Origin of the sequence: Dyella caseinilytica, assembly GCF_016865235.1 — a bacterium.
Taxonomy (GTDB): domain Bacteria; phylum Pseudomonadota; class Gammaproteobacteria; order Xanthomonadales; family Rhodanobacteraceae; genus Dyella_B; species Dyella_B caseinilytica.
In genome coordinates, this window is sequence record NZ_CP064030.1 from 421,712 (window position 1) to 442,335 (window position 20,624).

General features: G+C 61.2%; 16 protein-coding genes. 3 read left to right on the forward strand and 13 right to left on the reverse strand.

Annotated elements, in window-relative coordinates:
* Nucleotides 1-37: 37 nt before the first annotated feature.
* From aroQ to ISN74_RS01815, 7 genes are all read right to left on the reverse strand, one after another.
* Nucleotides 38-490, reverse strand: coding sequence for a type II 3-dehydroquinate dehydratase (aroQ, locus tag ISN74_RS01785; protein ID WP_188796798.1), 453 nt, complete (start codon nt 488-490; stop codon nt 38-40).
* Nucleotides 491-924: 434 nt separating this feature from the next.
* Complete coding sequence (locus ISN74_RS01790) at nt 925-1,356, reverse strand: TlpA disulfide reductase family protein (protein WP_338032607.1); 432 nt, start codon at nt 1,354-1,356, stop codon at nt 925-927.
* A gap of 181 nt (nt 1,357-1,537) precedes the next feature.
* Nucleotides 1,538-3,691 carry a protein-disulfide reductase DsbD family protein gene (locus ISN74_RS01795; RefSeq protein WP_188796802.1) on the reverse strand — a complete coding sequence of 718 codons (2,154 nt, stop codon included), beginning with the start codon at nt 3,689-3,691 and terminating at the stop codon, nt 1,538-1,540.
* Nucleotides 3,692-3,763: 72 nt separating this feature from the next.
* Nucleotides 3,764-4,672 carry a DMT family transporter gene (locus ISN74_RS01800; RefSeq protein WP_188796804.1) on the reverse strand — a complete coding sequence of 303 codons (909 nt, stop codon included), beginning with the start codon at nt 4,670-4,672 and terminating at the stop codon, nt 3,764-3,766.
* Nucleotides 4,673-4,829: 157 nt separating this feature from the next.
* Entirely contained in the window at nt 4,830-5,537 is a 708-nt protein-coding gene (locus ISN74_RS01805) for a glutathione binding-like protein (protein WP_188796807.1), read from the reverse strand.
* Between the two features lie 105 nt (nt 5,538-5,642).
* Nucleotides 5,643-5,972 (reverse strand): divalent-cation tolerance protein CutA, encoded by a 330-nt coding sequence (gene cutA / locus ISN74_RS01810; RefSeq protein WP_188796809.1) that lies wholly within the window; start codon nt 5,970-5,972, stop codon nt 5,643-5,645.
* A gap of 166 nt (nt 5,973-6,138) precedes the next feature.
* Complete coding sequence (locus tag ISN74_RS01815) at nt 6,139-6,798, reverse strand: class II aldolase/adducin family protein (protein WP_188796811.1); 660 nt, start codon at nt 6,796-6,798, stop codon at nt 6,139-6,141.
* Between the two features lie 356 nt (nt 6,799-7,154).
* On the opposite strand from ISN74_RS01815, the gene ISN74_RS01820 reads away from it, so the two are divergent.
* Both ISN74_RS01820 and groL read left to right on the forward strand, forming a co-directional pair.
* Nucleotides 7,155-7,448 (forward strand): co-chaperone GroES, encoded by a 294-nt coding sequence (locus tag ISN74_RS01820; protein WP_188796813.1) that lies wholly within the window; start codon nt 7,155-7,157, stop codon nt 7,446-7,448.
* Between the two features lie 112 nt (nt 7,449-7,560).
* Entirely contained in the window at nt 7,561-9,207 is a 1,647-nt protein-coding gene (groL, locus tag ISN74_RS01825; protein WP_188796815.1) for a chaperonin GroEL, read from the forward strand.
* Between the two features lie 146 nt (nt 9,208-9,353).
* Here groL and ISN74_RS01830 read toward each other — a convergent pair whose 3' ends face one another.
* Together ISN74_RS01830 and cysG are read right to left on the reverse strand one after the other, a co-directional pair.
* A complete protein-coding gene (locus tag ISN74_RS01830) occupies nt 9,354-11,261 on the reverse strand; it encodes an LTA synthase family protein (protein WP_188796817.1) in 1,908 nt (635 codons plus the stop codon).
* 237 nt (nt 11,262-11,498) lie between these two features.
* Nucleotides 11,499-12,947: a siroheme synthase CysG gene (gene cysG / locus ISN74_RS01835; RefSeq protein WP_425488824.1), complete on the reverse strand. Its 1,449-nt coding sequence runs from the start codon at nt 12,945-12,947 to the stop codon at nt 11,499-11,501.
* 443 nt (nt 12,948-13,390) lie between these two features.
* On the opposite strand from cysG, the gene ISN74_RS01840 reads away from it, so the two are divergent.
* Nucleotides 13,391-14,398, forward strand: coding sequence for a LysR substrate-binding domain-containing protein (locus ISN74_RS01840; RefSeq protein WP_188796821.1), 1,008 nt, complete (start codon nt 13,391-13,393; stop codon nt 14,396-14,398).
* A 68-nt stretch (nt 14,399-14,466) separates the two neighbouring features.
* Here ISN74_RS01840 and ISN74_RS01845 read toward each other — a convergent pair whose 3' ends face one another.
* From ISN74_RS01845 to ISN74_RS01860, 4 genes are all read right to left on the reverse strand, one after another.
* On the reverse strand, nt 14,467-16,212 hold the full coding sequence (locus ISN74_RS01845) for a bifunctional sulfate adenylyltransferase/adenylylsulfate kinase (RefSeq protein WP_188796823.1): 1,746 nt from the start codon (nt 16,210-16,212) through the stop codon (nt 14,467-14,469).
* Nucleotides 16,213-16,347: 135 nt separating this feature from the next.
* The gene (locus ISN74_RS01850) at nt 16,348-17,070 is read right to left on the reverse strand and encodes a phosphoadenylyl-sulfate reductase (RefSeq protein ID WP_188796824.1); all 723 of its coding nucleotides are present in this window, start codon (nt 17,068-17,070) and stop codon (nt 16,348-16,350) included.
* Nucleotides 17,067-18,764: an assimilatory sulfite reductase (NADPH) hemoprotein subunit gene (gene cysI / locus ISN74_RS01855; RefSeq protein ID WP_188796826.1), complete on the reverse strand. Its 1,698-nt coding sequence runs from the start codon at nt 18,762-18,764 to the stop codon at nt 17,067-17,069. The genes ISN74_RS01850 and cysI overlap by 4 nt, the downstream gene beginning before the upstream one ends.
* Nucleotides 18,765-18,772: 8 nt before the next feature.
* Nucleotides 18,773-20,569, reverse strand: a complete 1,797-nt coding sequence (locus ISN74_RS01860) for an assimilatory sulfite reductase (NADPH) flavoprotein subunit (protein ID WP_188796828.1) — start codon at nt 20,567-20,569, stop codon at nt 18,773-18,775.
* Between the last annotated feature and the right edge of the window lie 55 nt (nt 20,570-20,624).

The window sequence follows — 20,624 nt, forward strand, 5'->3', positions numbered from 1 at the left end:
TGGCGACCGGAAAGTGAAAGAAAGGGGTATGGGCGAACTAGCCGGCAGGCTTTGGTTCAAGTTTGGCCATCGCGGCGTCCAGCCCTAAGCGGTAGCTGTCGCTGCCGAAGCCGCAGATCACGCCCACCGCCAGATCGGACAGGTAGGAGTGCCGGCGGAAGGGCTCGCGGGCATGCACATTGCTCATGTGCGCTTCGATGAACGGAATGGCCACCGCAGCCAGCGCATCGCGCAGGGCGACGCTGGTATGCGTAAACGCGCCCGGGTTGATCAGAATGTAAGCGACCTGCTCATCACGGGCCTGGTGGATGCGCCCGATCAGCTCGTGCTCGGCATTGGACTGATACCAGGTCAGCTCGTGACCCGCAGCCTGCGCACGTTGCGCCAACTGGTTGTTGATATCGGCCAGCGTTTCCCGGCCATAGATCTCCGGTTCGCGCACGCCAAGCAGGTTGAGATTGGGTCCATGCAGGACCAACAGCTTTGCCATGATGGGCTCTAGGGGTGATCTGACCAATTCTGCGCAGGTGTCACCAGTTCTGTCCGTCCGCAGGCCACAGGACCATCGGCGAAGGCAGACTGGCCGTCTGTCGAGGCGATGGGCCGAAGGGATGCGGGCGGACAGAACTGGCCCCAACGTATTACTTTCAAATGATGGGGTGATGTCCAGAAGGCTCTCAGCCTGCGCCGCGCGGCTTGAACAGACGGCCGGTCTGCCCTGTGCCGCGCAACACATCCTGAGAGCCTTCTGGACATCATGCCACCTACGCAGAATTGGTCAGAGCACCCCTACCCCCAGGCGCCTCGGAATGCGCGCAGTGTGCGCGTTGCCGTGGATGTTGTCCAGTTCGACGCAGTTCGGCGATGTTTGAAGGAGAAGCGCCGACTAAACCGTGCGTGGACGTATGTGGCCCGGAAACCGCATCAGGGCGCGGCTGCCGCGGACAGCCACTTGTTCAGTTGTCCGGCGTCGAGAGGGCCGCGATGGATAACCAGCACTTGCCCATGTTCGTCCAGCAATACGCTGAAGGGCAGAACCTCGTCCAGGTCGCCGAAGCGCAGCGAGGTGCTGGGTGAGCTTAATTCCCCCAGCAGGATCGGGTAATCGACGGGGTGGGCTGCCAGAAACGCCTGTGTCCGGGATGGATCATCCATGGCAATACCCAGCACGATGGCACCCTGATCGGCGAACTTCCGTTGTGCATCGTTCAAAGCCGGCATTTCTTTCAGACAGGGCACACACCAGCTTGCCCAGAAATTGATCAGCACCCGCTTGCCGTGAAATTTGGAAAGCCGATGTTCCTTCCCTTGCAGATCAAGAAGGGCAAGGTCCGGACGAAGATCGCCGACGTTCACGACATGTACGCCATCAGGCGCCCGCACTTGCTGGCTTCGATGCTGCAGCCAGCCGCCCGCCACCGCTGCAAGCACCGCCAAACCCAGGATGAAAAGATTGCCGCGACTCAGCATGTTGTTGCGCGCACCGCTCTCTCCCCTGCGAGCAGGGTGAGGGGAGGATAGGGCTGCGCCAGAAAGATCACTTCGACGCCTCGGTCAGCGCTTCTTCGACCAACGACGAGGTCAGCACTGTCGGCAACTGCTTCCCTGGGCCGCCGTTCTTTGGGAAAACCACATAAAGCGGTACGCCCGGCGAGTGATATTCCTGCAGGAAGGCGGAGATGGTGGGGTTCACGTCGGTCCAGTCCCCTTTCATATAGACAGTGCCGGTGCGCTTGAGCAGGGCCTGGAACGTTTCGCCGTCGAGCACGGCATGCTCGTTTGCCTTGCAGGTCACGCACCAGTCGGCGGTCATGTCGACGAAAACGGGTGTGCCGGCCTTTCGTAGTTCAGCGAGCTTCTCTGGCGAATAGGCGACCGTGCCCCCGTCTTCCCTGGCCACTTGTGCAGTGGCCGGCAACGTCGTGAGGTAGTACAGCGGAGCCAGCGTGATGGCGGCCAGCAGCACAACCAGCAGGCGGCTAAAGACGCCGCGCCCGCGACTCCGCTCAAACCACCAGAGCGTCATCGCAAGCAGTACGGCTGCAATCAGCAGCAATCCCACCGCATCGGCGTCGCGCTGATGCGCCAGCACCCATGCCAGCCACGCAGCGGTCAGATACATCGGGAACGCCAGCACCTCCTTGAGCGTTTCCATCCAGCGTCCCGGGCGTGGCAGCAGGCGCGACACTGCCGGGATAAATCCTACGGCCAGGAACGGCAGCGCCAGGCCGAGGCCCAGGGCTACGAAAACCAGCAAGGCATCCAGCATCGGCGCAACGAACGCATACGCCAGCGCGGTGCCCATGAAAGGTGCGGTGCATGGACTGGCGACGACGACAGCCAGCACGCCAGTAAAGAAGTCGCCTGCGGCTCCTGAGCGGTTCGCCAGCGAGCTACCGGTGTTGCCCAGCGAAGCCCCGAATTGCACAACACCCGACATCGACAGCGCCACGGCCAGCATCAACAGCGCCAGCACGGCGACCACCAGTGGACTTTGCAGATGAGCGCCCCACGCGGTTTTGAGCGCGATGATGATCGAGCCCAGCACGATAAAACTGACCAGCACGCCCGCGGTATACATCAAGGCATGGGTGCGGCGGCGCTCAGGATTCTCACCACTTTCCAGCAGACCGATGGCCTTGATCGAAAGCACCGGCAGCACGCAGGGCATCAAATTGAGAATCAGACCGCCACCAAGGGCGAGCAGTAGCGCATACCACAGGCTCGTACCCATCCCGCTAGCTTTTGCATCGGCAGGCGGCATCTCGGGAGCCGGACTTTGCGCAGGCTCGCCGGTCGCAGTACCGCCATGGACGACATCGATGTTCGCCTGGCGCGTCATCAGCGGATAGCACAGGCCGGCATCCTGGCAACCCTGGAAACTGGCCACCAACGTCAGCGTTTTCAGTCCCGACGCATCGCCATGCACCGATACGGGTACATCCACTTCATTGAAGTACACCGTGGTGTTGCCGAAGTGTGCATCCTGATGCAGCGTGCCAGCGGGCCACGACGGCGTCAGCGAAAGCTGCGGTGCATCTTTGACAGATAGCGTGGTCTGGTCGCGATACAGGTAGTAACCCTTGGGCATCGTCCAGCGCAGCAGCAAATGTTGCGCGTCCTGTGCGATGGCGCTGAACTGGAAAGCCTGTTCGGCCGGCAGCGGCGTGCCGTTGTTATCCAGCGACTGTGGGCGCGCGCTCAGCAGATCGTTGAGTTTGTTGCTTGGCCCGGCAGCAGGAGCAGGTAAGTCGAGGTGCGCAGTCTGTGGCGGATAGCAGATCTTGGGATCCGTCTCATGGCAGCCCTGATAGCGCACGGTAAGCGCAATCGTGGCCGTGCCGGGCGCCAGCGTGTAGGGAATCGTGGCGTCGACGCTGTGATGGTAGGTCTCTACCGGGCCCAGATACGGATCGTCGTGCTTTTCGCCATCGGGCAGCTGCGCCGTCCCCAGCGTGACGCCATCGCCACCCTTGAAGTTCATGCGGCCGCGATAGAGGTAGTAATCCTGTGCGATAGCCCAGTGCAGCTTGATCACGCCGGGCGTGCTGCTGTCGGCCGTGAGCTTGTAGGCCTCGTTCACCGGTAGCAGGTTTTGGGTGTCCTGGGCAAAGGCTGCAGAGACACCCGACAGCAACGTCATCAGAACCAGCAAAGTGGCGGCGACCCCGCCAAAACGAAACGAACGCATTCCAACTCCAGCGTCATGGGTCGCGCCTTGGCGCGGCATAAGGGGATTATGGCGCAGCTTTCGCTGCGGCCCTTATGCCTTTTCGACGGTACCCCATGCTCGGGTTACACCACGCAGGCGGAGCATGCCGGTCGTCAGGGCGATACCCAGCAGGATCACCACACAGCCGCCCGCCATCGCCAGGGTGACCGGCTCACGCAGGAAGGTGGCGCCCCAGATCACCCCGAACACCGGAATCAGATAGAGCACGGCCATTGCCCGCGCGGAGCCAACGTGGGCCAGCAGGCGGTAGAACAGGACATAAGCCAACGAGGTGCAGCCGGCAGCAAGCCCGAGCATGGCGATCCATGCCTGCGCGTCGGGCGCTTTGGCAGGCCAAAACCAAAGGGTGAAGGGCAGCAGCATGATTGCCGCGGCGAACTGGCTGCCGATCGCGACTGTCAGTGGTGTCACGGTCTGCATGCGACGGTGGCTGTAATGGGTTCCGAAGGTGTAGCAGACATTGGCGCCCACACACGCCGCCATCGCCCAACCCACCGGCGCGCCACCATGTCCAAACCCCATGCTGCCGCCGATCAGCCACACCACGCCCGCAAGGCCGATCACCAGCCCGCAGGCGCGTGATGCATTGAGCTTCTCGCCCAGCCAGAGCCAGCCGGATGCAGCGACCAGCAACGGCGCGATGGCGTCAAAGATGGCAGACAAGCCCGCTGGCAAGCTTTGGGCAGCGTACGAGAACAGCACGAACGGCAGTGCCGAATTGCTCAACCCGATCAGCGTGACCGGCCACCAATTGGCGCGCAATTCCGCCAGGCGTTCGCGCGAAGCCAGCAGCGGAATCGAGCAAATTGCTGCGCCGATGGCCCGCATGCCGGCCAGCGCCATGCTGCCGAACTGGCTTGCGCCCATGCGCATGAACAGAAACGATGCACCCCACAGGGCACCCAGCAGGACCAGGATGGCGAAGTCGGATTTCTTCATGGTCGTGTGATCCTGAAAGCGATGCTTGAATGTAGATCGGGGCAGTGACAGAACCTGTCAGTAGCTTTGCTTTTGCTCGTCACTCCGGCGAAGGCCGGAATCCATCGTCAGCACGAAGCATGGATTCCGGTCTTCGCCGGAATGACGGGCCATGGAACTAAACGCGAGAATTGCTGCTCGCGCTCTGTCCAAACAGCACGCGCCGTTCTTCCTCTGATAGCGCTGGTTGTTTAGGCGCATACACGTTCTCGACATCCTGATAAACGCGTAACGTCGCCGGGCGCGCTGCCATCGTTTCGAACCAGCGTTTGAGGTGGGGAAACGCCTGCAGTTCCTGGCCGTGCGCTTCATGCGGCACGATCCACGGATAGCAGGCGATATCGGCAATCGAAAAGTCGCCTGCGATAAAGACGCGATCAGCCAGTTGCTGGTTGAGCACCCCGTAGAGTCGGCTGGTCTCGCGGGTATAGCGATCGATCGCGTACGGCACTTTTTCCGGCGCGTAGATATTGAAGTGGCCGATCTGCCCAGCCATCGGCCCCAGTCCAGCCATTTGCCAGAACAGCCACTGCAACACCTCGGCGCGGCCGCGTGCGTCGGCAGGAATCAGGCGGCCGGTTTTCTCGGCCAGATAAAGCATGATCGCGCCCGACTCGAACATCATGATCGGCTCCCCGCCGCCGGCAGGCTCATGATCGACGATGGCCGGAATCTTGTTGTTCGGCGAAATGGCCAGGAATTCCGGCTTGAATTGCTCGCCTTTGCTCAGGCTCACGGTGATCAGGCGATAGGGCAGTTGCGCTTCTTCCATGAACAGCCGGGCCTTCAGGCCGTTCGGGGTGGCTGCAAAGTACAGGTCGATCATGGGGGCGTCCTGGTTCTTCGTTGACCACAGGCTAGAGGCTGGCGTGGTCGTATGAAATGGCCACATTAGGACAAATTTGCATGACCACTTTGCGCTGCGTTTCGATCAGTCCTCACCCGCTGCGCGCACCCAATCCAGATAGGCGGTATGGCCACGCTCCACCGGCACGGCAATCAATTCCGGCAGCTCATAGGGGTGCAGCGCGAGCAGGCGTTCCTTCAATGCTTCGAATCGCTCGGCAGTAGTCTTGATCAATAGCAACTCTTCCGTATCGGTCGTGACCTCGCCCTTCCAGCGATAAGTGGACTGAATCCCGGGAATGCGATTCACGCAGGCAGCCAGCGATTCGCCAACTAGCGCTTCAGCCAGACGCTGCGCACTTGCTGCGTTGGGGCAGGTGCAGTAGCAGAGCAGCACGCGGTTGGATTCGGTCATGGCATTGACTCAGTGGGAAGAGGCGGCCTGCCTATACATCAGTGCTGCGAACTTAAACCTGCGAGAAGCATCCAGCTGCCTCACCGTCATCCCGGCTTTCGCCGGGATGACGGTCGGTTTGATGGACGTTAGAAGCAAGCACGCGATGTATTCAGATGCGGAAATACTATGTCCGCGGTGTTGGTCGGGACATCAACCCGTAATTACCGAATTTTTCCAGCGCTTGAATGACTTCCGCATTGGTCAGCAGCACGGGATCGCCGATCTGCAGGGCCAGCGTGTACTGCCGGGCCAGCGTTTCCACTTCAACGGCGCGCCACATGGCCTGTTCCATGGTCGCGCCGGTGGCGATCATGCCGTGATTGGCCATCAGGCAGGCCAGGCGTCCTTCCAGCGCCCGAACCACAGCGTCGGAGAGCTCCTGCGTGCCGTAGGTGTAGTAGTCGGAACAGCGGATCGAGTCGCCGCCGCTCACCGCGATCATGTAGTGGATCGCGGGGATGGCTTTCCGGCACATCGCCAGCGCGGTGCTATAGGGCGGATGGGCATGGACCACGGCATGGGCATCCGGGCGTGCGGCATAGATATCCCGATGGAAGCGCCATTCGCTGGATGGGCGGCGTGCATGCTCATAGTGGCCGTCCATCGCCACGTAAACGACGTCATCCGGGGTAACTTCGCCGTAGGGCACGCCGCTGGGCGTGACCAGGAATCCCTCTCCAAAGCGGATGCTCAGGTTGCCCGAGGTGCCCTGGCTCAGGCCGGACGGGGTCAGTTTCAAACCGTTGGCGACGATTTCCTCGCGAAGCGAGCGCTCGTTACTCACTGCCGATAGCCTTTGTGGTTCATGCAATGGGTAATCGTTGACGTTTCGGGCGCCGGTGTCGATAGGGGGGATTCCGTCGCCAGGGGCTAATCCCTAGATCCAGCCACTCAAAGACCCCGGACCCCGGACCCCGGCCGGTGCCGGGGCGATGGCGATGAACGTATTTGTTCATCAAAGCCCTTGAAAGCCGCCAAGCCACCCTTATCCAATCCCTTAGTCCCGACCGCCCCCTGTTGCAGGGGTTTTTTTGGTGGCTAGAATTGGCACTCACCCTCCCCGAGTGCTAACAGCTCACCACAGCAGGCCGGTCGGGGGCAAAACTTTATCCATCCCAAGCCATAGCTGGAGTTCATCCCATGAGCAAACTGCGTCCGCTGCACGATCGCATCATCGTCAAGCGCCTGGAAGAGGAGCGTGTCTCCGCCGGCGGCATCGTCATTCCTGATAGCGCCACTGAAAAGCAGACCCGCGGCAAGGTCATCGCCGCCGGTGAAGGCCGCATCCTCGAAGACGGCAAGGTCCGTCCGATGTCGGTGAAGGTCGGCGAAGTGGTGTTGTTCGGCAAGTACTCGGGCCAGGACATCAAGATCGATGGCGAAGAGCTGGTCTTCCTGAAGGAAGACGACATCGTGGCTGTTATCGAAGGCTGATTTGACGCGACACGTGCGAAAAACAAAATCGCACCTCGTCGCCTTCGGCTCCTTCCGCAGTTTCTCGCAAGATTTTCCGTATTCAATTTAAATTTTTTGAGGCAAAAAATTTATGGCCGCTAAAGAAGTCCGCTTCGGCGAAGACGCCCGCGCTCGCATCCTCAAGGGTGTGAACACTCTCGCGAACGCCGTCAAAGTCACCCTCGGCCCGAAGGGCCGCAACGTCGTGCTCCAGAAGAGCTTCGGCGCCCCGACCGTCACCAAGGACGGCGTGTCTGTCGCCAAGGAAATCGAACTGGCCGACGCCTACGAGAACATGGGCGCCCAGATCGTCAAGGAAGCCGCTTCCAAGACTTCCGACAACGCCGGTGACGGCACCACCACCGCCACCGTGCTGGCCCAGGCGTTCGTGCGCGAAGGCCTGAAGGCGGTTGCCGCCGGCATGAACCCGATGGACCTCAAGCGCGGCATCGACAAGGCCGTGACGGCTGCTGTGGAAGAGCTCAAGAAGCTCTCCAAGCCCACCGCTGACGACAAGGCGATTGCCCAGGTCGGCACCATCTCCGCCAACTCCGACGTCGCCATCGGCGACATCATTGCCACCGCCATGAAGAAGGTCGGCAAGGAAGGCGTGATCACGGTGGAAGAAGGTTCGGGTCTGGAAAACGAACTCGACGTGGTTGAAGGCATGCAGTTCGATCGCGGCTACCTGTCGCCGTACTTCATCAACAACCAGCAGAGCCAGCAGGTCGAGTTGGAAGATCCCTTCATCCTGCTGTACGACAAGAAGATCTCCAACGTCCGCGAAATGCTGCCGATCCTCGAAGGCGTCGCAAAGGCTGGCAAGCCGCTGCTGATCGTCGCCGAAGAAGTGGAAGGCGAAGCGCTGGCCACCCTGGTGGTCAACACCATCCGCGGCATCGTGAAGGTTGCTGCTGTGAAGGCCCCGGGCTTCGGCGATCGCCGCAAGGCGATGCTGGAAGACATGGCCATCCTCACCAACGGCCAGGTCATTTCCGAAGAAGTCGGCCTGCAGCTTGAGAAGGCCACGATCCAGGATCTGGGTCGCGCCAAGAAGGTCGTCGTGACCAAGGAAAACACCACCCTCATCGACGGTGCTGGTGAAGCCGCGAAGATCCAGTCGCGCATCGGCCAGATCAAAGCACAGATCGAAGAGACCTCGTCCGACTACGATCGCGAGAAACTGCAGGAACGCGTGGCCAAGCTGGCCGGCGGTGTTGCCGTGATCAAGGTTGGCGCTGCGACCGAAATCGAAATGAAGGAAAAGAAGGCCCGCGTCGAAGACGCCCTGCACGCCACGCGCGCAGCCGTTGAAGAAGGCGTGGTCCCCGGTGGTGGCGTGGCGCTGATCCGCACGCTGGCTGCGATCGAAAAGCTGAAAGGCGAGAACGAAGACCAGAACCACGGCATCGCCATCACTCGTCGTGCGCTGGAAGCTCCGTTGCGCGAAATCGTCTTCAACTCTGGCGACGAGCCGTCCGTGGTCGTTAACAAGGTCAAGGAAGGCAAGGGCAACTACGGCTACAACGCTGCTACCAGCGAGTTCGGCGACATGATCGAATTCGGCATCCTGGATCCGACCAAGGTCACTCGTTCGGCTCTGCAGTACGCCTCTTCCGTGGCTGGTCTGTTGATCACCACCGAAGCGATGGTGGCCGAGCTGCCGAAGAAGGAAGAGCACAACCATGGTGGCGCCCCGGGCGGCGGCATGGGCGGTATGGGCGGCATGGACTTCTAAGTCCTGCTTTCCAACGCAACGTGTTACGAGAAAACCCCGCGCAAGCGGGGTTTTCTTTTGCCTGGATGGGCGGCGAATCCTTTATAGGCTTACGCAAGAACCAAAGCGTCGACTAGCAGACTTGCCTCATCGTTATCGCCGCCTTGTCAGCGATGAATCCCCATCGCCGCCGACGACGGAATACCTTGGCTCTCGTCATCATCCTGCTTGGCCACCGCGGTATTGGTGGGCAGAAAACTTGCCGGCAACAGCTTGTCCAGTTTGCCCTTCATTTGCAGCAGGGCAACGCTGGCCATGTCGTTGTCGAATTGCTTCTGCTGCGCGCTCTCGGCCACCGGTGTTGCGCCGGGAGCGCGAGTGAGCATGGCCAGTGATGGCGCAAGCACCTGGGTCAGCGCGAAATAGGCGTTGTCATGGATGCCGGCGCGTTCAAGCAGAAGTCCGGGCAGCATCCAGGAGGCCATGTCGACACGCTGTGCGCTACCCGGATTGCGCGGATCGATCAGCAGCCACGTGCCGGCCTGGCCAAGCATGTTCTGGCCATCGACGAAACCGGTCGCCTGATAAGCGCCCGTCAGGCCCGGAAGGTGATCGCCATAAAACAGCAGCAGGGTCGGGCGGCTGCGCTTGGCCAGCAGTGCAGCAAGCCGCCCCAGTTCCTGGTCGGCGTGCTGCATGTGATAGATGTAGTTTTGTACTTCGACTTTATCTTTCGCGCTGATGGCGGCAGGCACGGCAATGGCATCGCGCGCGGCGACGTCCTTCGGCGTCACGTCATACGGGCCGTGCGCTTCCAGGCTGATGGCGAAGAGGAACTGCGGCGCACCGGAATCTTTCAGCTGCGCCATGATTTCGTCGGTCATCGCGCTGTCGGCCATGTACTTGCCGTCCATCGCCGCATTGGCTGGGAAGCTGGACTGCGAGACGAAGCGATCGAAGCCCAATGCCTTGAACGCCGTGTTGCGGTTCCAGAAGGTTGGGTCGTTGCCATGGATCGCGACGGTTTCATAGCCGTGCGAGCGCAGGACGCGCACCATGCTCGGTACGACTTTGTCGTTCAACTGCAAATACGGGAACTGCATGTTGCCGAAATAGCGCAGGGACAGACCGGTCAACACTTCGAATTCGGTGCGGATCGTGCCGCCGCCATACGTAGGCACGTGCAATGGACCACTCATGCCGCCCGCGGCAAGACGTGTCAGGTTGGGTGTGAGATGGGCGTTTTCGTAACCGCGCACGATGCTCGGATCGAAGAACGACTCACTCTGGATCACCACGATATCGGGTAATGCTGTGCTGTCACCGACGGGTGTTTGCATGCGCGTGCGCACCGCATCACCGGTCGATTGCAGCAGATTGCTTACGGCGTTGGGATCGGCCTTCTGTTTGGTGCGACGATCCTGCAAATGGAACATCACCAGCGAACTGACCAAGCCCGAATGGCTGGTGGTTGCAGCGGCTGACCACGGTTCCAGCCACAGCTTGTGGCCGTTATACAGGTTGCCCCAGCCAGGCACACCAACCAACAAGGTGGCAAGCGTGATGCTGAGCAAGCCGCCTGCAACGACGCGCTTGCCGCCAGTGCGACGCGCGAACAGCGGTGGTTCGAAACACCACATCGCAACGACCAGCGCGATGCCGGCGATGATCGCCAGATACGGCCAGGGGCTGTGTGGCAAATAGCTGCCAAGCACATGCATGCCGCCTTTGCGCAACTGCCCGACCATGCGGAAATCGGCCGGCAGCAGCGGTGTGCCCAGGTTGGCGACTTTCAGCGCGTTCACGCCATACATCACGGCCTGCGCCAGATAAGCTACCCCGAACGACAGCAGCGTGCGGCGCGTCAGTATCAGCAGCAACAGGGCCAGCAGCACGCCGGGCATTGCATTGGCCAGCGGATAGGCAGGCTGGGCAAGCAAACGCGAGGCGGAAACGCCGTCGTTGCCGTCCAGGAATCCGGTCAGCAAGACAAACACCGTCGTCATCGCGGCTACCAGGGCAAACCGGAGAGCAGCGCTGCGTGTTGAAGTCGTCGTTGTCGATGCGAGGGTCATGCAGTCCAGCGACCTGTCATCTCAGGGGATGTGGACTGTAACGTGGCTGACATGAATCGGTTGTCGGCCCCCTCTTTGTTGTCAGGGCGGGTTCAGGCCGTTTCGCATATAACTAACGGAAAACGCACAGGAAAAAGAACTGGCTTGGACCGTTGCTCATGTCTTCTCGAGGCAGGTCAGGGACTTGCCTGACTTTGTTCAAGCTGGCGCCGGGCTGAACCGCGCCACGCTCCCAGTTCAGGCCGCGTTGGCCAAATTTGCAGCCACCGCGCCGTGGCGGGGAAGGGCGCCAAGCCATTCTCCATGCCAATGCGAAGCGCCGGCCAGTGCGGCTACTTCACCCAGGATCAGTAGTGCGGGTGCTTGAATCGCGTGCTGTGCAGCCAGCACCGGCAGCGCGGCCAGCGTGCCGGCCAACGTGCGCTGGGTAGGTAGCGAACCATTTTCGATCAAGGCGAAAGGTGTATCGGGGGCGCGTCCGTGCGCCAGAAGTTGTCGGGTGATGTCATCGAGCTTGCTGACGCCCATGTAAAACACCAAGGTCTGGTGTTCGCGTGCAAGCTCACTCCAATCCAGCGTGTTCAGAGAATGCTGGCAGTGCGCCGTAACCAGCCGTACGGATTGCGCATGATCGCGGTGCGTCAGCGGTACACCGCTATAAGCCGCGCAAGCCAATGCAGCGGTAATCCCGGGCACCACTTCGCAGGCGATCCCGTGTTCACGCAAAAATGCGAGTTCTTCACCACCTCGCCCAAACACGAAAGGATCGCCGCCTTTCAGTCGCACGACACGATGACCTGCCTGAGCATGCTCAAGTAGCAACGCGTGGATGGACTGCTGCGATGTGTGAATGCCGCCACCGCGTTTGCCCACCGCAATCTGGATGGCATCGCGTCGTGCAAGATCCAATACCTCGGGGCTGACCAATTCGTCATGCAAGATAACGTCAGCTTCGTTGAGTGCACGCAACGCACGCAACGTCAGCAAACCCGGATCACCCGGACCGGCGCCAACCAACGCTACCGATCCTTGTATGTTTGGCGCCTCGCGTCTGGACAAGGCGGTGACCAACTGCTGCTCCGCGTGCGTCGGCTGCGATACGCGCAGCAGTGCATGCACCGGACCGTCATGAAGCCAGTCATAAAAGCGGCGGCGGGATGCCAGATCGGTGTGGCGTGCGCGGATGCGCGCACGATAGCGCTGGGCCAGTTGCAGCAAGGAACCTAATGCCGGATCAAGCAAGCTCTCAATGCGCTCGCGCAAGCGGCGGGCCAGCACCGGCGCTGCACCGCTGCTGGAGATAGCCACAAGCAAGGGCGATCGATCGATCACCGCCGGTACCTGGAAGCTTGATAGCGCCGGATCATCGACCACATTCACCAACCGCTGCTGTGCATGTCCTTCCGTCGCGATACGAATGTTGAGCGGGCGTGAACGCGTTGCTGCGACAACCAGCCACATGCCGTCTTGCCAGTCGGATTGATAAGCGCCGGCCCGATAAATGATACGGCCCTGCTGCGCCAGTTCACGCAATTCGGGCACCAGTACCGGTGCGCCTACCGTGACCTTTGCGCCGGCCCGCAACAGCATCGCCGACTTTCTGGCCGCTACGTCGCCACCACCCACCACCAGCACAGGGCGATCGGTCAGGTCGGCGAATAAGGGATACAGCTGCATGGATCGCATCCGGCGGAGAAATGAGCAAGGTGTTGCGAAAGTGTTTTCCTGCACTCTCTCAACTTGCCGAGTTCGGTATATGCCCGAACTCAGCTCTGACAAATCAAGCACTTGAAGTGCTTGATTCTCTGCGGGCTTTCCTTGGCCCGCCCCAACAGGTTGTTTCTCAATAGCCGGCTGGGAGCGTCGTCTACGGTAGCGCTGCGATTTAGACGTGAGAAATGGCGACAGCGACCGAGGATATGGCGGCAGGGCATAGCCAAAACGCGTAAATTCGGAGACTGATAGATGTATAGACGTCCAAATAACGCTGTGTTAAGGTCCGGAGACCAGCGAAATAGGACTAGTCCGGAGATCGTGATGAAACGCCATCCAGGGTGGTGCGTGAGCTGTATGTGTTGCGCCATGCGCAACGCACAGCCCTGCACGCAACCCATCCTGGAGCCGATCTCATGACCCTCACGCAACTTCGCTATATCGTCGCCATCGCCGACGCCGGCCTTAACATCACCCTGGCCGCCGATAACGTGCACGCCACCCAGTCGGGGATCAGCAAGCAGCTCAAGCAGCTGGAAGGCGAATTGGGCTTTCAGGTATTCACGCGCCGTGGCAAGAGCCTCGACGCCATCACGCCGGCCGGCAGCCAGGTGTTGGAACGGGCGCGCAGCATCCTGCACGAGGCGCGCAACATCCGCGCACTGGCCGCCAACCTGCGCGAAGAGGCGCACGGCGAGCTGTCCCTGGCCACCACGCATACGCAGGCGCGCTTCGTGTTGCCCGAGGCGATCGCTAAGCTCAAGCAGCAATATCCCGACCTTGGCGTGCACATCCGTCCGCAGGGTGAGGGGCGCATCATCGGCCTGTTCGAAAGCGGCGAAGTCGATCTGGTAATCGTCAGCACCAGCGGTCAGGCGCCCGAAGGCGGCATTGCCGTGCCGCTGTTCCGCTGGTACCGGCGTGCCGTCGTGCCGAGCGGTCACCCACTGGCCAAGCTGGGCCGACCGTTGCGGATTCAGGATCTGGCCGAATATCCGCTGGTCAGCTACGAATCGTCACTTCAGCCGGAATCATCCCTGCGCCGTGCCTTCACTGCGGCGAACCTGTCGCCACGCATCGCCTGCACCTCTGCCGATGCCGACCTGATCAAGACCTATGTACTGGCTGGTCTGGGCGTAGGCATTCTTGCCGAGATGGCCATCAGCGCTGCGGATGCTCGCGAGCTGGTGACGCTCGATATCGACGACCTGCTGCCGGTGTGCACCAGTTGGCTGGTGTTGCGGCGGGATCACGTGCTGCGCAGTTATGTCGCCCAGTTGGCGCGATTGGTTGCGCCGCAGATCGATGAGGCGGAACTGCGTCGCGTGGTGGCAGGCCATGCCGAAGCCAACTGGCCCAAGGCGCCGCTTTGGGGCGAACTGCAGCAAAGAAGCGTTCGCCGTGCGACCACCCGAGCGGCCTGAGTTTGCGATCCTTTTTGAAGTCCACCCCTTCCCTCGGCATGAGAGAAGGGGATCTGTGGTGCTGCTTGTCAGGCTAGCTCCTGGCTGTGCAACCAGGCCAGCACACGCTCAGCGGCGTCGTTGACGCTTACCTCGCTGGTGTCGATCCTTAGTTCTGGCGATGCAGGTGTTTCGTAAGGATCGTCGATACCCGTGAAACCTTTGATCTTGCCGGCACGTGCCGCTGCATAAAGGCCTTTTCGGTCGCGCGCTTCGCACACTTCCAAAGGCGTGGCGATGTGGATTTCCACGAAATGTCCGTGCGACTGCACCAGTTGCCGGGCTTCATCGCGTGCTTCGGCGTAAGGTGCGATGGGGGCGCAGATGGCGATGCCGCCGTGACGCACTACCTCGCTGGCGACGTAGCCGATGCGCGTGATGTTGGCGTTGCGATCCTCACGCGAAAAGCCCAGTCCCTTGGACAGATGCCGGCGCACTTCATCGCCGTCCAGCATCGTGACTGGCCGACTGCCCGTTTCCAGCAGGCGCGCAAGTACGGCTTGGGCAAGGGTGGATTTGCCGGAGCCGGAAAGTCCGGTGAAGAACAACGCAAAACCCTGCCGCGCATTGGCTGGATGGCGTTCGCGCAAAATCTTCACCACCTCGGGGAACGTGAACCACTCCGGGATGGCTTCGCCCTGATGCAAGCGTCGCCGTAACTCGGTGCCGGAGATGTCGCGCACTTCGTCTTGCGAGCCCACTTCGGTTTGCGGCAGATACACATCGCGGTTGGCGGCGTAGACCATCGCCGGGAACGGAACGATCTGTATACCCAGTTCGTCCTCGTGCTCGGAAAGCAGTTCCTGTGCAGCGTAGGGATCGTAAAAAGGTTTGCCCTCCGCATCCTTGCCTGGGCCGGCGTGATCGCGGCCAACGATGAAATGGCTGGCGCCATAGTTCTTGCGGATGATCGCGTGCCACAGCGCTTCGCGCGGTCCGCCCATGCGCATGGCCAGCGGCAGTAGCGATAGCGTTGCGTGATCTCTGGGGTAGTGTTCGAGCAAGGCGTGATAGCAACGCACGCGTGTGTAGTGATCGACATCGCCGGGCTTGGTGCGGCCTACCGACGGCTGGATCAACAGCTTGGCACCCACTTGTTCGGCAGCACGCAACGTCAGCTCGCGGTGTGCGCGGTGCATGGGATTGCGTGTCTGAAACGCCACAATGCGATGCCAGCCGTGCTGCCGGAACCAATCACGCAGCTGACGCGGGCTGTGACGAAGCGCGGTGAAGTCGTAATGGGGCGGAGGCTGGATGCCCTGCAGCTTTCCACCCAGGTAAACCGGGCCGGTACGATCAAGCAATTCCGCAACGCCCGGATGCGTGCGGTCGGTCGTGCCGAACACCGATCGCGCTTCGGCGATGCGATCGGGAAAGTAGACATCCTCAACCGTCAGCACGGCCAGCGGCGTGCCCTGGGTGTCATTGAGACTGATTTGCGCGTTGTCGGGAAGCTTCGCCGCAAACGCTTCATCCACATCCAGCGTGATCGGAATCGGCCATAGCGTGCCATTCGCCAGCCGCATCTCCGCAAGAACACGATCGTAGTCAGCGCGTCCGAGGAAACCTTGCAGCGGCGAAAAACCGCCGTTGAGCAGTAATTCCAGGTCGCAGAGTTGGCGCTGATTGAGCGTCCACTGTGGCAACCCGGCGCTGTTTCGCTTCAGGATTTCTGCATCGGGGGCGGGGACATAAAGTTCGCGCAATACGCCACCGTGGGGCGCAACCAGCGCGTGATGTTCGGCCGAGACACTCTCGGCAACAACGGCATTCATGGGTTTTCCTTCTCGGGGGCATGCGCAGGTCCCTCTGCGACGAACCCGGCCATCCGTGGCCGGATTTTTCAATGACACAGTTCCTTCTGCGACGGACCCGGCCATCCATGGCCGGACTCTTCAATAGGCGGGTGATCAAACGTCGAGATGCAGTCCGCATTCGCGCTTGATGCCGAAAAAGCGGGTGTCCTCTTCGCGCATGCCGGGTTCCCAGCGGCGCGTGGTATGCGTATCGCCGATCGAGACGTAACCCTTGTCCCACAGTGGGTGATAGGGCAGGTCGTGACGGCGCAGATACAGACCGACATCGCGATCGGTCCAATCGATGATCGGATGCACCTTCCAGCGTCCATGCCGATGATCGAGTACAGGTGCGTCGGCACGGCTCAACGATTGCTGGCGACGCAGACCGGCGAACCAGGTGCCGGCGCCGAGATCGGTCAGCGCCTGTTGCATCGGCTCCACTTTGGCGAGACGGTTGTAGTGATCCAATCCATCACGCCCTTGATTCCAAAGCTCGCCATGCCGCGCCTCCAGCCATGCCGGTGACAGCGTGGGGCGAACGATGCGCAGATTGAGCGACAGGCGTCGCGTGAGTTCGTCGATAAAGTGATAGGTCTCGGCGAACAGATAGCCGGTGTCGACCACAATGACCGGAATATCCGGGCGCTGCTGCGTAAGCAGATGCAGCGATACTGCCGACTGGGCGCCAAAGCTGGAGGAAAGTACATGCTCTCCAGGTAACTGCCGCAGTGCCCATTCCACGCGTTCTTCAGCCGTGCGGCTGAGCAGCCATGCATCGAGCTTCTTCAGCGCCAGCGTATCGCTGGCTGCGAAATCAGGAGTCGGCAGGCTCATGCGAAGACCTCTGCATCGATGGCGTGGCGAGCGGCTGGCAACACGCCGCTACGAACCAGAAAATCGCCGAACCGTTCCTGTTCTGTGCGTTCCGCGGCGTAGCGTGCGAACAGGCTGTCGAGCTCACGCAAGATTTCCGCTTCGTCGATATTTTCGCGCACAGTGCGATTAAGGCGTTGGCCTGCGAAGTCGGCGCCAAGGCGCAAATCGTAGCGGCCGATCGCACGGCCAATCAGTGCGATCTCGCCGAGATAAGGACGTGAGCAGCCATTCGGGCAACCTGACAGACGCAGCAGGATCGGCTCGTCGCGCAAGCCATGCTGCTCCAGCAACATTTCCAGCTTCGGCAACAACTGCGGCAGATAGCGTTCGCTTTCGGCCATGGCCAGCCCGCAGGTTGGCAAGGCCACGCAAGCGACCGCATGGCGACGAATGCCGCTTAGCCGGCGATAGCCATCCAGCTTGTGCTCCGCGACCAGCGCGTCAATGTGCGCGCGTTGTGAAGTGGGAACATTGGCGATGATCAGATTCTGATTGCAGGTAAGGCGAAAATCGCCCTGGTGCGCTTCGGCAATGGCTCGCAAGCCGCTCAAATGCGGTTGATCAGGCGAGTCGGCGAGGCGGCCCGCTTCGATGTGCAAGGTGAGATGCCAGCGGCCATCGTCGCCTTCGGTCCAGCCATAGCGGTCGCCGTTATGGTCGAAGCGATAGGGCCGCGACGGTTGCAATGCGAAGCCGATGCGTTGCTCCAGCTCCGCCTTGAAAGCAGCCAGGCCCATGCGATCAATCGTGTATTTGAGCCGTGCGTGCTTGCGCTCCTTGCGATCGCCATGATCGCGCTGCACTTCGATCACACCCTCGGCCGTGCGCAGCAGTTGTTCGGGCACGACGAAGCCTGTGACGCTGCCAAGCCGCGGATAGGTGCTGGGGTCACCTTGCGTAGCACCCATGCCGCCACCGATGGCTACGTTGAAGCCGAGCAGCTCGCCGTGCTCGATGATCGCGATAAAGCCAAGATCCTGGGCGAAGACATCGACATCATTGCTGGGCGGAACGGCTACACCGATTTTGAACTTGCGCGGCAGATAGGTGGGTCCGTAGAGCGGCTCGCTTTCTTCCTCACCACCGGCGATCAGTTGCTCATCCAGCCAGATCTCGTGATAGGCACGCGTCTTGGGCTTCAGGTGTTCGGAAAGACGTTCCGCCCAGCGATAAGCCAGCCGGTGCGCTGGCGTAGCGACGGGATTGGCGCTTGCCACCACATTGCGATTCACATCGCCGCAGGCGGCGATGGTGCTGACGAGTGCCTTATTCATCTCGGCAATGGAGCGTTTCAGGTCGCGCTTGAGCACACCATGCAACTGAAAGGTTTGCCGCGTGGTGATGCGTAGTGTGTGATTGGCCCAGGTGCGCGCGATGTGGTCGAAGGCGAGCCATTGCGCGGGACTGAGCACGCCGCCAGCCAGGCGTGCGCGAGCCATGAACTGGTAGGCCGGTTCCAGCTTCTGTTTGCGACGTTCCTCGCGCAGGTCGCGATCGTCCTGCTGATAGCTACCGTGGAATTTCAGCAACTTGTTATCGTCATCACTGATCGCGCCCGTGATCGGGTCGGCCAGGCCTTTCACCAGCGTGCCGCGTAGAAAGCGGCTGTTCGCCTTGATGCGTTCGAATTCAGAAACGGTGCTATCGCTCATCGCGCGCCTCAGTACACATCGCGGGCGTAACGCCCCTGTTGGATCAACTGGTTCAGCCATGTCTCGGCGTCTTCGGCCGTGCGGGCACTGTGTTCGGCGACGATGTCGATAAGCGTCTTGTGCACATCTTTCGCCATGCGGGTGGCATCGCCGCAGACATAGAGATGCGCGCCGCTATCGAGCCATTCATAGAGGTCGCGGCCTTGCTCGCGAAGACGGTGTTGCACGTAGATTTTTTCGGCCTGATCACGCGAAAAGGCGAGATCGATGCGATGCAACTGCGAATTCTTCAACGCTTGCTGCCACTCGGTCTGGTACAGGAAATCCGAGTGAAAATGCGGATTGCCGAACAACAGCCAATTGCGTCCGCTGGCCCCGCGCTCTGCGCGCTCCTGCACGAAGGCGCGGAACGGCGCGACGCCGGTGCCGGGCCCGATCATGATGATGTCGCGTTCATCCGCCGGTAGATGGAATCGTTCGTTGGCTTCGATGAAGACGGGTACGGTTTCGCCTTCGGCACGATGTGCCAGATAGCGGCTGGCCGCACCCCAACGCGCTTCGCCATCCAGGGCGTAGTCGACATGGCTGAGGGTGAGGTGTACTTCATCGCCGACCACCGATTGGCTGGATGCGATCGAATACAGACGTGGCGCGAGTGGTCGTAAAGCGGCGACGAGGCTTTCCGGCGTCCAATCAGCCGGATGGCGGCGAAGCAGGTCGATCACTTGCCAATGTGAGAAGCGTTCGGACAGCGCGTCGCGCGACACCGGCTCGAGCAATGCGCGCAATGCAGCGTCACCACTGCGTTCGGCGTGTGCGGCGAAGAACGGCCGGGTCAACTGTGTCAGCTCGCGCCGCTCGGCAAGCCAGAGGCGCAGCGAACGCTCTTCGCCACCGGCCTGCACGGGTGCGTCGCCATTGAGTTTCGTGGTCGCAAGAATAGCCTCGACCAGTGCAGCTGCTTGCGTCGGCCATACGCCGAGCGCATCGCCCGGTGCATAGCGAAGGCCAGAGCCTTCCAGTGATAGTTCCAGATGCCGTACATCGCGATCGCTGTCACGGCCGGTGATGCGCTGATTGAGCAGTAAAGGTGCCGCGAAGGGCTGCTCGCGATGCCAGGTCGGCGTGTTGCGCGCTGTGCGAAGCGGCGTCACCTTCGCCAGAGGGGTCGCGGTTTTCAGTTGTTCGCGCGCCTGCTGAAGTGCGTGCTCCAGCCAGGGCTGGCTCACGCTCTCCAGGTCCACATCGGCTTCGCCTGCACTAAACAGACGCGCGCCTCCCAGTGCGGCCAACCGTTCGTCGACCTGGCGTCCGATAGCGCAAAACTGCGGGTAGCTGGAATCACCGAGGCCGAGCACGGCGTAGTGCAGCTCGTCCAGTTTCGGCGCACGCGAGCTGCTCAGGAATTCAACGAAGGCGCGCGCGTCGTCCGGCGGCTCGGCATCGCCTTGGGTGCTGATGACGACATAGAGCAAGCGCTCCTGCTTGAGTTCGCGTGTGACGTAAGCGTCCGCGCGGACAATGCGTACGGCCAGGCCTGCGGCGGTCGCGCGACGACCAAGATCCTCCGCAATACGTTTGGCATTTCCGGTCTGGCTACCGTAGAGCACAGTGAGCCGGGTCTGCGTATCCGTTGCGGCGGCCGGTTCGATAGCCGCGCTTTTGCCGCCACCCTGGCGCTGCACGGCCACGCCGGCGAAGTAGCCGGACAGCCAGTGCAGGGCGGGGGTGTCGAGTCCTTCGGCCAGCCGGGTGACGAGGGCTTGCTTATCCTCCGGCAGTGGCGATAGTGTGGCGGCCGTCATCGTTCTTCATCCTTGGACGTATAGACGTCCATCTGATTCGAAGATGTTAGAACTT

Bases quoted from the DNA above. Each gene is read 5' to 3' on its own strand.
- groL (WP_188796815.1), top strand. From the start codon at position 7,561: ATGGCCGCTAAAGAAGTCCGCTTCGGCGAAGACGCCCGCGCTCGCATC.
- ISN74_RS01805 (WP_188796807.1), bottom strand. From the start codon at position 5,537: ATGATCGACCTGTACTTTGCAGCCACCCCGAACGGCCTGAAGGCCCGG.
- aroQ (WP_188796798.1), bottom strand. From the start codon at position 490: ATGGCAAAGCTGTTGGTCCTGCATGGACCCAATCTCAACCTGCTTGGC.
- ISN74_RS01830 (WP_188796817.1), bottom strand. From the start codon at position 11,261: ATGACCCTCGCATCGACAACGACGACTTCAACACGCAGCGCTGCTCTC.
- cysG (WP_425488824.1), bottom strand. From the start codon at position 12,947: ATGCGATCCATGCAGCTGTATCCCTTATTCGCCGACCTGACCGATCGC.
- ISN74_RS01795 (WP_188796802.1), bottom strand. From the start codon at position 3,691: ATGCGTTCGTTTCGTTTTGGCGGGGTCGCCGCCACTTTGCTGGTTCTG.
- ISN74_RS01850 (WP_188796824.1), bottom strand. From the start codon at position 17,070: ATGAGCCTGCCGACTCCTGATTTCGCAGCCAGCGATACGCTGGCGCTG.
- ISN74_RS01845 (WP_188796823.1), bottom strand. From the start codon at position 16,212: ATGAATGCCGTTGTTGCCGAGAGTGTCTCGGCCGAACATCACGCGCTG.
- cutA (WP_188796809.1), bottom strand. From the start codon at position 5,972: ATGACCGAATCCAACCGCGTGCTGCTCTGCTACTGCACCTGCCCCAAC.
- ISN74_RS01820 (WP_188796813.1), top strand. From the start codon at position 7,155: ATGAGCAAACTGCGTCCGCTGCACGATCGCATCATCGTCAAGCGCCTG.
- ISN74_RS01800 (WP_188796804.1), bottom strand. From the start codon at position 4,672: ATGAAGAAATCCGACTTCGCCATCCTGGTCCTGCTGGGTGCCCTGTGG.
- ISN74_RS01860 (WP_188796828.1), bottom strand. From the start codon at position 20,569: ATGACGGCCGCCACACTATCGCCACTGCCGGAGGATAAGCAAGCCCTC.
- cysI (WP_188796826.1), bottom strand. From the start codon at position 18,764: ATGAGCGATAGCACCGTTTCTGAATTCGAACGCATCAAGGCGAACAGC.
- ISN74_RS01840 (WP_188796821.1), top strand. From the start codon at position 13,391: ATGACCCTCACGCAACTTCGCTATATCGTCGCCATCGCCGACGCCGGC.